Source organism: Flaviaestuariibacter terrae (assembly GCF_054777635.1).
Window position 1 is genome coordinate 95,335 of the sequence record NZ_BAAHAL010000021.1, and the last position, 13,238, is coordinate 108,572.

At 59.1% G+C, this 13,238-nt stretch carries 11 protein-coding genes and 1 tRNA gene; 7 read left to right on the plus strand and 5 right to left on the minus strand.

Going from position 1 to position 13,238, the window contains the following annotated elements; translation table 11 throughout:
• Nucleotides 1-44: 44 nt before the first annotated feature.
• From atpG to lysA, 3 genes are all read left to right on the plus strand, one after another.
• Nucleotides 45-920: a F0F1 ATP synthase subunit gamma gene (gene atpG, locus ACYU7Z_RS16820; RefSeq protein WP_460572588.1), complete on the plus strand. Its 876-nt coding sequence runs from the start codon at nucleotides 45-47 to the stop codon at nucleotides 918-920.
• A 169-nt stretch (nucleotides 921-1,089) separates the two neighbouring features.
• Nucleotides 1,090-2,109: an SMC-Scp complex subunit ScpB gene (gene scpB / locus ACYU7Z_RS16825; RefSeq protein ID WP_460572590.1), complete on the plus strand. Its 1,020-nt coding sequence runs from the start codon at nucleotides 1,090-1,092 to the stop codon at nucleotides 2,107-2,109.
• Nucleotides 2,110-2,224: 115 nt separating this feature from the next.
• The gene (lysA, locus tag ACYU7Z_RS16830) at nucleotides 2,225-3,439 is read left to right on the plus strand and encodes a diaminopimelate decarboxylase (protein ID WP_460572592.1); all 1,215 of its coding nucleotides are present in this window, start codon (nucleotides 2,225-2,227) and stop codon (nucleotides 3,437-3,439) included.
• 52 nt (nucleotides 3,440-3,491) lie between these two features.
• Here the strand turns inward: lysA and ACYU7Z_RS16835 are convergent, their stop codons facing one another.
• A complete protein-coding gene (locus ACYU7Z_RS16835) occupies nucleotides 3,492-4,370 on the minus strand; it encodes a DUF6263 family protein (protein WP_460572594.1) in 879 nt (292 codons plus the stop codon).
• Nucleotides 4,371-4,535: 165 nt separating this feature from the next.
• Here ACYU7Z_RS16835 and ACYU7Z_RS16840 point away from each other — a divergent pair, with 165 nt between their 5' ends.
• The 4 genes from ACYU7Z_RS16840 to ACYU7Z_RS16855 all read left to right on the plus strand — a co-directional run bounded on the left by ACYU7Z_RS16840 (nucleotide 4,536) and on the right by ACYU7Z_RS16855 (nucleotide 7,327).
• On the plus strand, nucleotides 4,536-5,018 hold the full coding sequence (locus ACYU7Z_RS16840) for a thioredoxin family protein (protein WP_460572596.1): 483 nt from the start codon (nucleotides 4,536-4,538) through the stop codon (nucleotides 5,016-5,018).
• Nucleotides 5,019-5,088: 70 nt separating this feature from the next.
• On the plus strand, nucleotides 5,089-5,583 hold the full coding sequence (locus ACYU7Z_RS16845) for a hotdog family protein (RefSeq protein ID WP_460572598.1): 495 nt from the start codon (nucleotides 5,089-5,091) through the stop codon (nucleotides 5,581-5,583).
• Complete coding sequence (locus ACYU7Z_RS16850; protein ID WP_460572600.1) at nucleotides 5,580-6,980, plus strand: MBL fold metallo-hydrolase; 1,401 nt, start codon at nucleotides 5,580-5,582, stop codon at nucleotides 6,978-6,980. Before ACYU7Z_RS16845 ends, ACYU7Z_RS16850 begins: the two co-directional genes overlap by 4 nt.
• A 275-nt stretch (nucleotides 6,981-7,255) precedes the next feature.
• A tRNA-Glu gene (locus ACYU7Z_RS16855) sits at nucleotides 7,256-7,327 on the plus strand.
• A 154-nt stretch (nucleotides 7,328-7,481) separates the two neighbouring features.
• On the opposite strand, the gene ACYU7Z_RS16860 is transcribed toward ACYU7Z_RS16855, so the two are convergent.
• Genes ACYU7Z_RS16860 through ACYU7Z_RS16875 form a run of 4 tightly spaced genes read right to left on the minus strand, consistent with a single transcriptional unit; the run spans nucleotide 7,482 to nucleotide 13,163 of the window.
• Entirely contained in the window at nucleotides 7,482-10,547 is a 3,066-nt protein-coding gene (locus ACYU7Z_RS16860; RefSeq protein ID WP_460572602.1) for an efflux RND transporter permease subunit, read from the minus strand.
• Nucleotides 10,544-11,470, minus strand: coding sequence for an efflux RND transporter periplasmic adaptor subunit (locus ACYU7Z_RS16865; protein WP_460572604.1), 927 nt, complete (start codon nucleotides 11,468-11,470; stop codon nucleotides 10,544-10,546). The genes ACYU7Z_RS16860 and ACYU7Z_RS16865 overlap by 4 nt, the downstream gene beginning before the upstream one ends.
• 3 nt (nucleotides 11,471-11,473) lie before the next feature.
• Nucleotides 11,474-12,778 carry a TolC family protein gene (locus ACYU7Z_RS16870; RefSeq protein WP_460572606.1) on the minus strand — a complete coding sequence of 435 codons (1,305 nt, stop codon included), beginning with the start codon at nucleotides 12,776-12,778 and terminating at the stop codon, nucleotides 11,474-11,476.
• Complete coding sequence (locus ACYU7Z_RS16875) at nucleotides 12,741-13,163, minus strand: PepSY-like domain-containing protein (protein WP_460572608.1); 423 nt, start codon at nucleotides 13,161-13,163, stop codon at nucleotides 12,741-12,743. Before ACYU7Z_RS16875 ends, ACYU7Z_RS16870 begins: the two co-directional genes overlap by 38 nt.
• Nucleotides 13,164-13,238: the final 75 nt, after the last annotated feature.

A 13,238-nucleotide genomic window follows, 5' to 3' on the forward strand; every position in this document is an offset into this window, starting at 1 on the left:
AGTCTTCCCGACTGCAAACTTCAAACAACAAACTACAAACCCGAATGGCTGGTCAACTTAAAGAAGTACGTAACCGAATCAAGTCTGTTCAGAGCACCCAGCAGATCACGAAGGCCATGAAAATGGTGAGCGCCGCGAAGCTGCGCCGCGCCCAGGATGCCATCCAGCAGATGCGTCCCTATGCCCGCAAGCTGCAGGAAATGCTGTCCAACATCGTGAGCAACACCGAGGTGGAAGGCGGCAACGCCCTCGCCCAGGAGCGCCCCGTGGAGCGCGTGCTCATTTTCGCCATCACCTCCGACCGTGGTCTCGCCGGCGCCTACAACGCCAACGTGATCAAGCTCGTAAAGCAGGTGATCCGCGAAAAATACCAGGGCAAGCAGGTTACTATCTGGAGCATGGGCAAGAAGGGCTACGAGCACTTTGCCAAGAACGGCTTCGACGTGAGCGACCGCTTTAAGGATGTTTTCCTGCAACTGTCGTTCGAGGGCGTACAGGCTGCCTCGCAGGCCGCCGTCCAGGCGTACCTGAACCGCGAGTTCGACGCCGTGGAAGTGGTGTACAGCGAGTTCAAGAACGCCGCGACGCAGCGCTTCGTAAGCGAGCAGTTCCTCCCCATCCCCAAGGCTGAAAAAGGGGCCGGTGCTTCGGCAACCCGCGCCGACTTCATCTTCGACCCCAATAAAGAGGAGCTCATCGCCGAGCTGATGCCGAAGATCCTCAACACGCAGCTTTATAAAGCGGTGCTCGATGCCAACGCCTCCGAGCACGGCGCCCGGATGACCGCCATGGACAAGGCTTCCGAGAACGCCAACGAGCTGCTCAAAACCCTCAAGATCTCCTACAACCGCGCCCGCCAGGCCGCGATCACCACGGAGCTGACGGAGATCGTTTCCGGTGCCGCCGCACTCCAGGGCTAAGGAACAGCAGAACAAGGAACAAGGAATTTGGAATAGAGAAGGGAAGTCTGAAGGGGCTTCCCTTTTTATTTGGAAATGATACTTCTTTCAGCGTCCCTTGTTCCCTGTTCCTTGTTCGAAATCAACCCGGCCGGGGCGGCGCGGCTTTTTTTGTACTTTCGCCATCCTTATGGAAATCTCAAGCCTTATCCCGCATATCGAGTCGCTCATTTTCGCGTCCGACAAACCGCTGACGGCTGCCGAGCTCACCGAGCTGATCAACCAGGCCTTTGGGTTCATGGAAGACAAGGTGCTCGAAGAGCAGGTGGAAGCCTCACTCGAGGGAATCGTGGAGAAATACAACTCCGAATTCTATCCCTTCGAAGTGCGGCAAAGCGGCGGCGGCTGGCAGTTCCTGACCAAGAAGGAATTCCACAAGACCGTGGCGCAGCTCAATGGCGAGAAATTCCTGAAGCGCCTCTCAGCGGCCGCCCTTGAAACGCTGGCCATCATTGCCTACAAGCAACCCATCACCAAGGGTGAGATCGAGTCCATCCGCGGCGTATCCTCCGACTACAGCGTGCAGAAGCTCCTCGAAAAAGAGCTGATCGTTATTTCGGGACGCAACGAGAAAATGCCCGGCCACCCGCTCGTATACGCCACCTCCAAAAGCTTTATGGACTACTTCGGGATCAACACCCCGGAAGACCTGCCGCGGATCAAGGAAGTACTCGCCGACCAGGTGGTACAGGGAACCCTCGTGAACCCCGAAGACTTCCAGACCTCGGGCCTCCTCGTTACCGACGACGGCGAGCTCGTGGAAGAAGGACCGGCAACCGGCGCCAGCACGGAGGCCGAACCGCAGGAGACCATTGTCAATGGTGAGGCGCAGCCGCAACAGGAAGAAGCATCGCCTGAGACAGGAGCGGAAGCCGGGGAAGCCCCGGAAACCGGCGGCGAAACCGCCGACTCTGAGCCTGCCGGCGAAGCCGCAGACGAAGCCGAAGCTGATGAAGCGGAGGAGCTGTCCGAAACCGACTTCCCGGATGACGAGCAGAACGAGATCCGCATCGAGGAAACCAGCGACGAGATGGAATTCACCCCCGACGAGCTCGATGAGAGCGCGGGCGACAGTGCGCATGGCGAAGGGGAAGATCCCCTGGCCGATGACGATTCGCCGGCCGACAAGAATACGCCGGACGCTCCTTAAGGGAGGTTCTTGAGGTTTTTACGGTTCTTAAGGTTTCGAGGCGGTTCTGTTTAGGGAAACAACAACCTTCAGAACCTTCAGAACCATCAGAACCTTGTCCTACTTTTGCGCTCTTATGTCCCAATCCCTTTCCCGAGAGCAATTGATCGCCCTCGCCGACGAATTCGGTACACCACTTTATGTTTACCACGCCGAAAAGATCAAGGAGCAGTATGAGCTTCTGTCCGGCGCTTTTTCGAAGGTGAAGGCCCGTTTCTTCTACGCCTGCAAGGCGCTAACCAACATCAACATCCTCCGCTACGTCAATAGCCTGGGCGCAGGCCTGGATTGCGTGTCGATCAACGAGGTGAAGCTTGGACTCAAGGCCGGCTTCACGCCCGAGCGCATCCTGTTCACGCCCAACTGCGTCGACTTCGACGAGATCGACGCCGGCCGCGCACTCGGCGTGCACCTCAACATCGACAACATCTCCTTCCTCGAGCAGTTCGGCAACCGCTACGGCGGATCGTACCCGATCTGCATCCGCTTCAACCCGCATATCATGGGCGGCGGGCACTATAAAATGTCGACCGGGCACATCGACTCGAAATTCGGCATCTCCGTGCACCAGATGCGGCATATCGAGCGGATCGTGAAGTCGACGGGACTGAAGGTGCGGGGCATTCACATGCATACGGGCTCCGACATCAAGGACATCAACGTATTCATCGCGGGCCTCGAGGTGATGTTCGAGGTGGCCGGGCATTTTTCCGACCTCGAGTTCATCGACCTCGGCTCGGGCTTCAAGGTGCCGTACCACGAGGACGACGTGCGTACCGACGTGGCGGCGCTCGGTGAAAAGGTGGCGGAAGCCTTCGCGGCCTACCGCGCCGAGAACGGCCGCAGCCTCGAAGTATGGTTCGAGCCCGGCAAGTTCCTCGTAAGCGAGGCGGGCTACTTCATTGTGAAATGCAATGTCGTGAAGCAAACGACCGCAACGGTATTCGTCGGGGTCAACAGCGGCTTCAACCACCTCATACGCCCCATGATGTACGAGGCCTACCACCGCATCGGCAATCTGACCAACCCGAGTGGCGCGCCCCGTATTTATACGGTTGTGGGTAATATCTGCGAAACCGACACCTTTGCCTGGGACCGTACGCTCCCCGAGGTCCGCGAAGGTGATTACCTCGTGTTCTACAACGCGGGTGCCTACGGATTTGAAATGTCGTCCAACTTCAACTCCCGCCTAAAGCCTGCCGAGGTGCTGGTGAAAGACGGCGAGGCGCACCTCGTGCGGCGCCGCGATGAATTCGAGGACCTGCTCCGGAACCAGATCGAAGTACTATAAACGATAAAAGCCCCGCACTGCGGGGCTTTTATCGTTAGGTGACAGACTCCGGTTACGTCGTTTTGACGGTAACGGTGGTCGTGGTATCTGCGGTAACCGGTACGCTCATGCCCTGTACGTCGACGGTGCCTTCGGTTTTGCCGGTCGTCGTCATGCTGCGGACAAGGCCGGTTTTGCGGTCGATGATGATGCTGCCGCTGCTTTTATCGCTGGTATGCACCGAGGCCTCGTTGCCCATCAGCTCGATGGTCTTCTCAATCTTTGTTTCGGCGGTGAAGTCCAGTACGACTTGGTCGGCCGTGATCGACTTGACGACGAAGTTGCGCTTCGTGCGGGTTCCTTCGGCCGCGGTGCTGTCGCTCCAGGAATCACCCGTGCTGACTTCGCGGTTGCCCGGCAAGATGCTGAACATCGTGGGATCGCCGGCCTTGGGGAGGGCGAAGTTGCCACCCAGCTGCTGGGCCAGCATTTCGGCCATACCGGCTTCTTCGTCTTTTTTGCTGCCGTTCGGGTTGTCGTCGTCGGCTTTGACGGCGGTCACCTTACCGAAGGCATCGATGGTCATCGTGTATTTGTTCTTCAGCACTTTCTTGTCGATCACCTGGCCCATTTCGCCTTTGAGGTCGTCGGGCTTTTCGGAGTCGAATGTCTGGCTCTGGCCCATGCCTTCGGCCGAAAACTGGAAGCGTTTCGTTTTATGCTCGATGGTAGCGCTGGCGGCCGTGGCATCCTGCACGTCGAAAATCTCGGTAGTGGTGCTGTTCATGGTGGACTCCATCGTTTGTCCCATCAGCTCCTGCGAGCTGTTGCGCTTGGACTCCGTCACAACTTCCAGTTTCTGTCCTTTTTGGAAGCCGATCTTACCGCTTACTTTCTGGGCGAAGCCATTCAGGCTGAAGGCCAGTGCGGCAAAGAGGAAAAGCTTTTTCATGTCGTGGTTTTTTGGGGTTGTTTCAGCGAAGGTTCAAATATAGTTTCATCCGGGCCGAGTTCTTACACCAAAAGGGTTACAGGCGTCACAAAATGGGCCGATTGCCGCTACCAAAGCGGCCCGCCGGAATTGGCTTTTCGGTATTTTGCCCGTAAATACCCGTTCATGCGTTTCCTTTTCGCGCTCCTGCTTCTCGGCTCGCTTTCGGCAGCCGCCAGCGACAGCACCCGCCTCTACAACCCCGCCGCCAATGCCCGCAAAGACGTCGCCGCCGCGCTGCTCCGCGCGAAAGCCGAGAAGAAGCACGTGCTGCTCCAGGTAGGCGGCAACTGGTGCGTCTGGTGCTATCGCTTCAACGCATTTACGCAGGCCGACACAACGATCCGCGCGCTGCTGCGCGACAATTTCGTGGTGTATCATCTGAATTACAGCAAGGAAAACAAGAACCTCGATATGCTTGCGGAGCTTGGTTACCCCCAGCGATTCGGGTTCCCGGTGCTGCTGGTGCTCGATGCCTCGGGCAAGCGCCTCCATACCCAGGACAGCGGCCTCCTCGAAAAAGGCAATGGCTACGACCGCGACCGCGTTATCGCATTTCTCCGCGGCTGGGCTCCTTCGGCCCTCGACCCGCTTCTGTACAAGGAATAGCGTAGGTCGTGCAGGCTATATAACAGGTTCTTTCTCCTGCAAGAGCCGAATCCCAAAACCCAATCCCGCCATGTCTTCAGAAGCCGCTTTTCAGAAACTGGTTCACAGCAAAACAAGGTTCCGGCTCTTCCTGCTCGCGAAGCTGCCTGCCGCCTGGTTTGCCGGCCTCCGGCTCCGGAACTGCACGGCAACCGAATGCGTGGTGGACGTTCCCTACCGCTGGTTTACGAAGAATCCCTTCCGCTCCACCTATTTCGCCTGCCTCGCCATGGGGGCGGAGCTGAGCACCGGTGCGCTGTGCATGCAGTATATCTACGGGCGGCGTCCGCCCGTGTCGATGCTCGTAACGGCGATGGAGGCCCGGTTTTTTAAGAAGGCTACCGGTAGCACCCGCTTCACCTGCAGCGACGGCGCAGCCATAGCCGCCGCCATCGACGCGGCCATTGCCACGGGCGAGGGGCAGACTGTCAATGCCCGGAGCATTGGGCGCAACGGGGCGGGCGAAGTAGTGGCTGAGTTCACGTTTACCTGGTCGTTTAAATCAAAAAAAGCAGCAACGATATGAAGATTGCATTCCATGGTGCCGCGCGCACCGTTACCGGCTCGAAGCACCTGCTGACGCTTTCCAATGGGAAGAAGATCCTACTCGATTGCGGCCTCTTCCAGGGCATGGGAAAAGACACCGACGCGCTCAACCGCACCTGGGGTTTTGTGCCCTCCGAGGTGGACGTGCTGATCCTGTCGCACGCCCATATCGATCACAGCGGTCTTATCCCGAAGCTGGTCAAGGAAGGCTTTGGCGGGCGCATCTACTGCACCGATGCCACCGAGGCGCTGACGAACCTGCTGCTCGAAGACTCCGGCGAGATCCAGGAGAGCGACGTGCGGGCCCACAACAAGAGCAGCAAGGCACAGGGAAAGCCGCTGCTCGAGCCCCTGTATACTGTCGACGATGCGAAGGCCTGCGCCGGCCTTTTCGAGGCGCGGCCCTACGGTGAATGGTTCAAGGTGACCGATGGCGTGGAATGTATGTTTACCGATGCCGGCCATATCCTGGGCTCAGCCGCCGTGCACCTGCGGGTGCAGGAAAAGGGCCGCCCGTACCGCATCAGCTTCAGCGGCGACGTGGGCCGCTACCGCGATGTCATCCTCCGCTCGCCCGCACCCTTCGACCAGGCCGATTGCATCCTCATCGAATCGACCTACGGCGACAAGCTCCACGAGGATATCGAAACCTCCTTCGACCAGCTGAAAAACTGGATCGACCATACCTGCCTCGAAAAAGGAGGGAAGCTCATTGTGCCGGCCTTCAGCCTCGGGCGCACCCAGGAGATCCTGTATGCCCTCAACCAGCTCGAGGTCGAGAACCGGCTCCCCGCCGTCGACTACTTTGTCGACAGCCCGCTGAGTACCGACATCACGGCCGTCATCAAGCGCTTTCCGCAGTACTTCAACAAGACCATCCAGAAGGTGATGGAGCACGACGATGATCCCTTCGAGTTCAAGGGACTGCATTTCGTGAAGACGGTGGAAGAGTCGAAGATGCTCAACTACCGCGACCAGCCCTGCGTGATCATCTCGGCCTCCGGTATGGCCGATGCGGGCCGCGTGAAGCACCACATCAGCAACAACATCGAGAATTCCCGCAACAGTATCCTGATGACCGGCTACTGCGAGCCGCGCTCACTCGGTGGCCGCCTGATGGCGGGCGACAAGGAGGTGGGTATCTACGGCGTTCGCCACGAGGTGCACGCCGAGATCGGCGCCATCCGCAGCATGAGCGCCCATGGCGACTACGAGGATCTTTGCCAGTGGCTCCACGGGCAGGATCCGCGTGCCGTGCAGAAGCTGTTCCTGGTGCACGGCGAGTACGAAGTGCAGCTGGAGTTCAAGCGCCGCCTTGTAGGCAAGGGATTCCTGGACGTGGAAATCCCCGAGCGCCATTACGAGATCGGGCTTTAGGCAGCTTGTCGAACCATCCGTGCGTCGGCAAATCATAACCATTCTTCATGGATGTACGATCTGCGTTCCTCCTCTTCAAACCGAGCCTGCAAAATGTGCGGGAGGAGTGCCACGGATCTTTCTTAAATTTGACAAGGCCAGCCGCTAACATCGGTTCGCTCAGAATCAATGCAGTCCCTCGCAGCCGCGGGGGATTTTTTTTGAAATTTTTTTGGAGAAATGGTTGACGCCCTTATCTTTGCACTCCCGAAAACAACGGGACAGTTCTTAAAAATGCCGCGTTCGTCTAAGGGCTAGGACACCTCCCTTTCACGGAGGCGATACGGGTTCGAATCCCGTACGCGGTACAAAGACCCCTGCAGCAATGCGGGGGTTTTCTGTTTACGGCCGGTCCCGGTTTGCCGGAGTATTGATCGCCATTGTAACTGAATCGCCGGCGCTGTCCGGGAACTGCTGCTTCACCCCTTCAAAATTTGTTGACACTTCGCCGGATGCATTCGCTCACAGCTCTTCCATTTTTTTGCGGAAGGCGTTACGGCGGCTGATGGGTCGCAGGAGCGTAGGCAACACGATTAGCAGGAGCGGGAGCGCTGCGAGGAACCCACCGATTACCGCAATGGCCAGCGGCTGGTGCAGTTCTGCGCCGGTGCCGATGCCCAGCGCCAGCGGCATGAGGGCGATGATCGCTCCGAGCGCCGTCATGAGCTTCGGTCGGAGCCGCGTCGAAATGGAATACGTGATGGCATCATCGACCTCCTGGCTGTCGCGGAGCGATTCGCGGAACTGCAGGAAGGTGAAGATCGCATTCTCGCCGATGATGCCTACGATCATGATGATGCCCGTGTAGCTGCCCACGTTGAGCGCCGTTCCCGTGAGCAGGAGGGCGAGGTAAGAGCCGGCCATGCCCAACACCGCGATCAGCAGGATAAGCAGCGCCACGAGAAAATCCTGGAACAGGAACAGGATGACGCCGAACACGAGCAGGCTCGCCGTGAGCAGGATCAGGCGCAGCTCGCCGAACGACCGTTGCTGCTCCGCGAAGGCTCCGCCATATTCAATGTGGTAGCCCTGTGGTAGCGTCACCTGCGCCGCTACTTTTTTCTGCAGCTCCCGGATCGTGCTCCCGAGGTCGCGTCCTTCCAGCCGGCCTGTCACCACACCCATCGACTGCAGGTTTTCGCGGTTGATCTCCGCATCGCCCCGGTTGATGGAAACGGTGGCCAGCGAGCTGATGGACATCAAACGTCCCGACGGCAGGAAGATGGGCAGCTGCCGGAGGTTTTCGACGCTCTGGGCCAGGTTGCCCGGATACACGATCCGGACAGGTGTCATCTGCTCGCGCTCCAGCAGGTTGCCCGCATCAACACCTTGCAGGGCCAGCTGCACCTGCGTTTGCAGCTCCTGCGCCGTAAGCCCGAACCGGGCCAGCTGCGCGTTGTTGGGGATGATGCGCACCGACGGACCTGATAGCACGATCCCGTTGAACACGTCGGCGGTTCCGGGAACGCCTTCCGCGATTGCGCCTACCTGTGTCGACAGTGCCTGGAGGCGCGTGATATCATCGCCGAAGATCTTGATCTCGATGGGTTGCACCGATTCCATCAGGTCGCCGAGCATATCGCCGATCACCTGGCCGAAGTCGATCTGGAGCGCGGGTTGCGTCGACTCCACCTGGTGGCGAATATCGGCAATCACTTCGTCGGTCGACCGGGTGCGCTTCTTTTTGAGCTGTATCAGGTAGTCGCCATCGTTGGGCTCGGTGATGAAGAAACCCATCTGCGTGCCGGTGCGGCGCGAGTAAGCCTCCACCTCCGGGATTTTCACGATGATCTTTTCCACCTGCCGGAGCATGCGGTCGGTTTCGTCGAGCGAAGTTCCCGGCGGCGATTTATAGTCAAGCACGATGCTTCCTTCATCCATCTCAGGCAGGAACCCGGTTTGAAGACGCGGCAGCACCAGCCAGATCGACAGGCCGAAAACCGCCAGCAGCAACACGCTGATCCAGGGCCTCCGGATAAACCAGCCTACCCAGCGCTGCTTCTTTACTTCCTGTGGTTTCGGGGCGTGGGCCAGTTTGAGACGCTCCCGTCGCTCGCTGCTGAGCAGCAGGTAAATGACGGGAAGCCCGATCCAGGTTACCAGGAAGGAGCAGGCCAGCGTCAGCATCATCGTGTGCGTCATCACCTTGAAATAAGCGCCCGCAACCCCCGACATGAGCTCGAAGGGAAGAAAGATGACGATGGTGCTGAGCGAGGAGCCGACCATCGCCGGGAGCAGGTAGCGGATGGCCTTTTGCACCACCACACGCGCCGGCTCGCCGGGATGCTCTTCGTGGCTGCGGTGGATTTGCTCCATCACCACGATGGCATCGTCGATGATGAGCCCGATCGCCGCCGCGATAGCGCCCAGCGTCATGATGTTGAGGCTGTAGCCGATGGCGTAGATGCCGATGAGCGTGAGCCCGATCGTAACCGGGATGCTGATCAGGATCGTGACACTTGCCTTGACGGAGCGCAGGAAGATGATCGCCACGACAATGGCCAGCAGCAGCCCGATCCAGAGGCTGTCGGTAACGCTGTGCACGGCGTCGCGCACAAAGTCGGCCTGCACGTAATACGGACGTATGCTGACGCCTTCCGGCAGAAGCCGTGAAAGGGATTCTACGCGTTTGGCCATATCGTCGCTGAGCGAAACCAGGTTGCTGCCCGGCTGCTTGATCACGGCGATGAGCACTCCCGCGTGCCCGTTCGCATTGATCTTCGTGTATTCCACGCCGGGGCTGATCGCTACGGAGGCGATGTCTTTCAGTTGAACCGTTCTCCGTCCGTCACCCTGGACCACGATGTTCTGCAGCTCGTCGAGCGAGTGAACGGTGGCATCGGTGACGGTCAGGTACAGCAGGCGGTAGTCGGACAGGTAGCCGTTGGATTGTATGAAGTTCGTTGCCACAAGCGCAGCAGAGAGGCGGTCGGGCGTAATGCCGAGCGTGCTCATTTTCTGCGGATCGAGCGTCAGCCAGTATTCTTTTTGCTTGCCGCCGATGATACGCACTTCGGCCACGCCGGGCACCTGCGACAGGTAGGGCTTGATCGTGTACTGCGCCAGCTGCTTCAGGTCGATCGGGTTCTGCGTGCTGCTGGAAGTTTCGAGGGTGTAGCCGATCACCGGGAGGATCGACGGGTTCATTTTCTCCACCGTGATCTGCACGTCGGGCGGGAGGGAGTTGCGGATCTGGGCGATGCGCGATTCGATCCGCTGCTGGCTCAGGTCGATATTGGCATCCCAGTTCATGAAGGCCGAGATCTCGCAGGAGCCGCGGCTTGTAACGCTGCGCACATCCTCCAGGTCGGGTACGAGCTTGATGGCGTTTTCGAGCGGCTTGGTCACGGTCACCATCATCTTGTTTACCGGCTGCAACCCGGCGTCGGCAATGATCTTGATCTTCGGGAAGGTGATCTCCGGGAAAAGCGCGGTCGGCAGGCGGGTATACACGTAGCCGCCGGCGAGCAGCAGCAGGACGATCAAGACCGTTACCGGGTTTTTATAGCGGGTAAAAAAGGAGTTCATTGCTCGCCTTTCTGGATGATGATTTTCGCCGTGTCGGGAAGCCCGTAATTGCCGTTGAGCACGACCTTGTCGCCCGGTCGGAATTCCGGCCGCAGGATCTCGATGCGGTCGGCGGTTTCCATTCCTTTAATGATCGGCACCTTCACGGCCGTCGTGGAGTCGAGCAGCTTCATTACCCAGAAGTTCTGCTGCGCTTCATCCGCGAGTACGGCAGCCTTGGGCAGTGAGGGTACGCCCACCTTTTGTGCCTTGACGAGACGCACGCGTCCGATCAGGTTTTGTGGTAATGGGCTGGCGCTCGTTACGCGGAGCAGCAGCTGCTGTGTCTGCGCGGCCGAGTCGACGCTCGGAAGCACGCGGCTGACGCGGCCGGGGAGCACCTTGCCATCGGGGAGCGTCACATCGAGCGACGTGCCCGGCGAAATGCGGCTGCTCAGTTCGTAGGGCACATTCAGCACGAAGCCGAAGCTTTTGCTGTCGGTGATCACCGCGAGTTGCTCGCCGTCCTGCACGTAATCGCCGGGCTGGTGGTTCAGCTCCTGCACAAACCCGCTGGCGGCTACCCGTATCGGGATGATGCCGGTGAAGTGAAAGGAGGGATCGAGCCTGTTGACCGTGTTGCCCAGCGCTTCGGCTTCCTTGGTGCGGATCACGAATGCGACCGTTCCCGGCGACACGCGCTGTCCCAGTTTCACATTGACCTGCCGGATGTACCCGTTCGCGGAGGCTTTGATGAAATTGCTTTGCAGGAACGCGGACGTGGCATTGAGCTCCACATAGGTCTGCAGCGGCGTTGTGGCCACCTCGGCAAGCGTTACAGGCGTACGTACTTCTTCCGGCGCGGCCTCTTCATCGTCGCTGGCCTCTTTGCTGTGGCAGGCGCCCAGCAGGGTCAGCATTCCTAGCAGCAGGGCGGTTCTCATAACTTAAGGTTTTGCATTCCAGTAATTGAGCTGGCTGAGTACTTTTAGCCGCGTGATCGTATTCTGATTAAGCAGGTTCTGCGCGTTGAGGTAGTTCGTGATCGCCGTTACATAGTCTTTCATCGTGATGTCGCCGACCTGCAGGAGTTTTCCATTTGCTTCGATCAGCGTTCGCGAAAATTCGATCTGTTTTTGGAGCCGTGCCGTCAGCTCGTCGATCGAAGCCAGCTGCCTCCGGAGCTGCGCGGTTTGCATCGCATACTGGCGGGCGTAATAGTCGCGGCTGTAGCCACGCGAGCGCTCGCGGATATCGAGCTGCTGCTCGCGGAGGCTCCGCTGCCGGCCATCGTAGATCGGCACACTGAGGCTGAGCCCGAAGCTGAAGCCAAAGTTGCGCCAGGGCGTGTTCTGCAGCGACGACTGGTAGCCGGCATCCGTGAACGCGCCGACCTTGGGCCTGTACTGGGAGCGGAGCAGCTGCCGCTCGTTGGCAAGGCGCAGGCTGTCGGTGATGAAACGCGTGAAAAAGACCGAGTGCCGGAAGTCGGGGAGGCTGTCCGATAGCGCGGGCGGGGGCAGCCGCTCGATGCTGGTGTCAAGTATCCCGGCGAGGAAGTTGAGCGTCAGGTAGTCGGCTCCGTATTGAATCTGTGCCTGCAGCGCCGTCAGCTCCTGCTGCTGCATGCTGATGTAAAAATTCAGGTAATCCACCTGCTTGTATACGCCCTTCTCGGTGAGTTTTTTCAGCACCGATTCCTCGCGTTGCAGCAGTTCGAACAGGTCGTGGCTGAAGTCGTAGTTGATCTGGTCGGAGTAGGCGGTGATGTACTGATCGGTGATGCTCCGCGCGATGTCCTGCCGCGAGAGTTGGAGTGTGTCGAGGAGTGCTCGGCGCTGCAGCGCGATGGTTTGCAGCTGCGCCTGGATCGTGCGTGCCGGTACAAACGACCGGTTGGCCTGGACGATCCCGGTAAGGTTGCCAATATTGGTGATCGCTTCGTCGTAGCCAACACCCCCGATGATCGGGGCGTAGCCGGCGTTGCCGAGAAAGGCTACTTGCGGGCGTAGCGCCGCGCGCAACAGCAGCGAGTCGATACGGGCCAGCGCATCCTGGCTTTGCAGCTCGCGCAGGCTCGGGCTGTTGAGCCGGGCCTGGCTGATAAAATAGGCCAGGTTTTTCTCCTGCGCGGCGAGCCGCTCCACGGGAAGCAGCAGGACGACGAGAAGCCCCAGGCAGGCAAAGGAGCATAGCCCGGGGCAGCCCGGTGTTTTAGTCTTTTTCTTCCTTGATGAATGTGCCCTTCCCATCGAATAATATATCCTTTTTATCCAGCCCGGCCTCATACTGCAGTGTTCCGTCGGCGAGTTGCAGCCGCGCCGCGTCCCTGATCTTTTTCTTCGCGTAATGCTGGTCAAGGTAAGCCCGAGCCGCCTGCGGCAGCTCGTCCGGCCTTATGGCTGTTTCGGTTTCAATAATCGTTCCCTGCCTGCTGAGTATGCAGGACATCTTTTGCCCATGCTCGGTAAACTCCACTTCGTAGTTGGCGCCTTCGCGCTCCCAGTGGCCCTTTGCGCCGGGGTGTGCTTTTGCGAAGGCCGCGGCCACAGCGGCAGGAACATGCGGGGATTTCTCTTTTTGAGCCATAGCGGGCGCGCCGAAGGCAAGCGCCGCGAGGATGAGGTAAGCTTTCATATAGAACACTTTTCACGAAGCTAGGTCCCGAATCTGTCGTCATTCTGAACAGGCTTTTCCCTTTGCGCTACGGCC

Bases quoted from the DNA above. Each gene is read 5' to 3' on its own strand.
- ACYU7Z_RS16870 (WP_460572606.1), bottom strand. From the start codon at position 12,778: ATGGGAAGGGCACATTCATCAAGGAAGAAAAAGACTAAAACACCGGGC.
- ACYU7Z_RS16835 (WP_460572594.1), bottom strand. From the start codon at position 4,370: ATGAAAAAGCTTTTCCTCTTTGCCGCACTGGCCTTCAGCCTGAATGGC.
- scpB (WP_460572590.1), top strand. From the start codon at position 1,090: ATGGAAATCTCAAGCCTTATCCCGCATATCGAGTCGCTCATTTTCGCG.
- ACYU7Z_RS16850 (WP_460572600.1), top strand. From the start codon at position 5,580: ATGAAGATTGCATTCCATGGTGCCGCGCGCACCGTTACCGGCTCGAAG.
- atpG (WP_460572588.1), top strand. From the start codon at position 45: ATGGCTGGTCAACTTAAAGAAGTACGTAACCGAATCAAGTCTGTTCAG.
- ACYU7Z_RS16875 (WP_460572608.1), bottom strand. From the start codon at position 13,163: ATGAAAGCTTACCTCATCCTCGCGGCGCTTGCCTTCGGCGCGCCCGCT.
- ACYU7Z_RS16865 (WP_460572604.1), bottom strand. From the start codon at position 11,470: ATGAGAACCGCCCTGCTGCTAGGAATGCTGACCCTGCTGGGCGCCTGC.
- ACYU7Z_RS16840 (WP_460572596.1), top strand. From the start codon at position 4,536: ATGCGTTTCCTTTTCGCGCTCCTGCTTCTCGGCTCGCTTTCGGCAGCC.
- ACYU7Z_RS16860 (WP_460572602.1), bottom strand. From the start codon at position 10,547: ATGAACTCCTTTTTTACCCGCTATAAAAACCCGGTAACGGTCTTGATC.
- ACYU7Z_RS16845 (WP_460572598.1), top strand. From the start codon at position 5,089: ATGTCTTCAGAAGCCGCTTTTCAGAAACTGGTTCACAGCAAAACAAGG.
- lysA (WP_460572592.1), top strand. From the start codon at position 2,225: ATGTCCCAATCCCTTTCCCGAGAGCAATTGATCGCCCTCGCCGACGAA.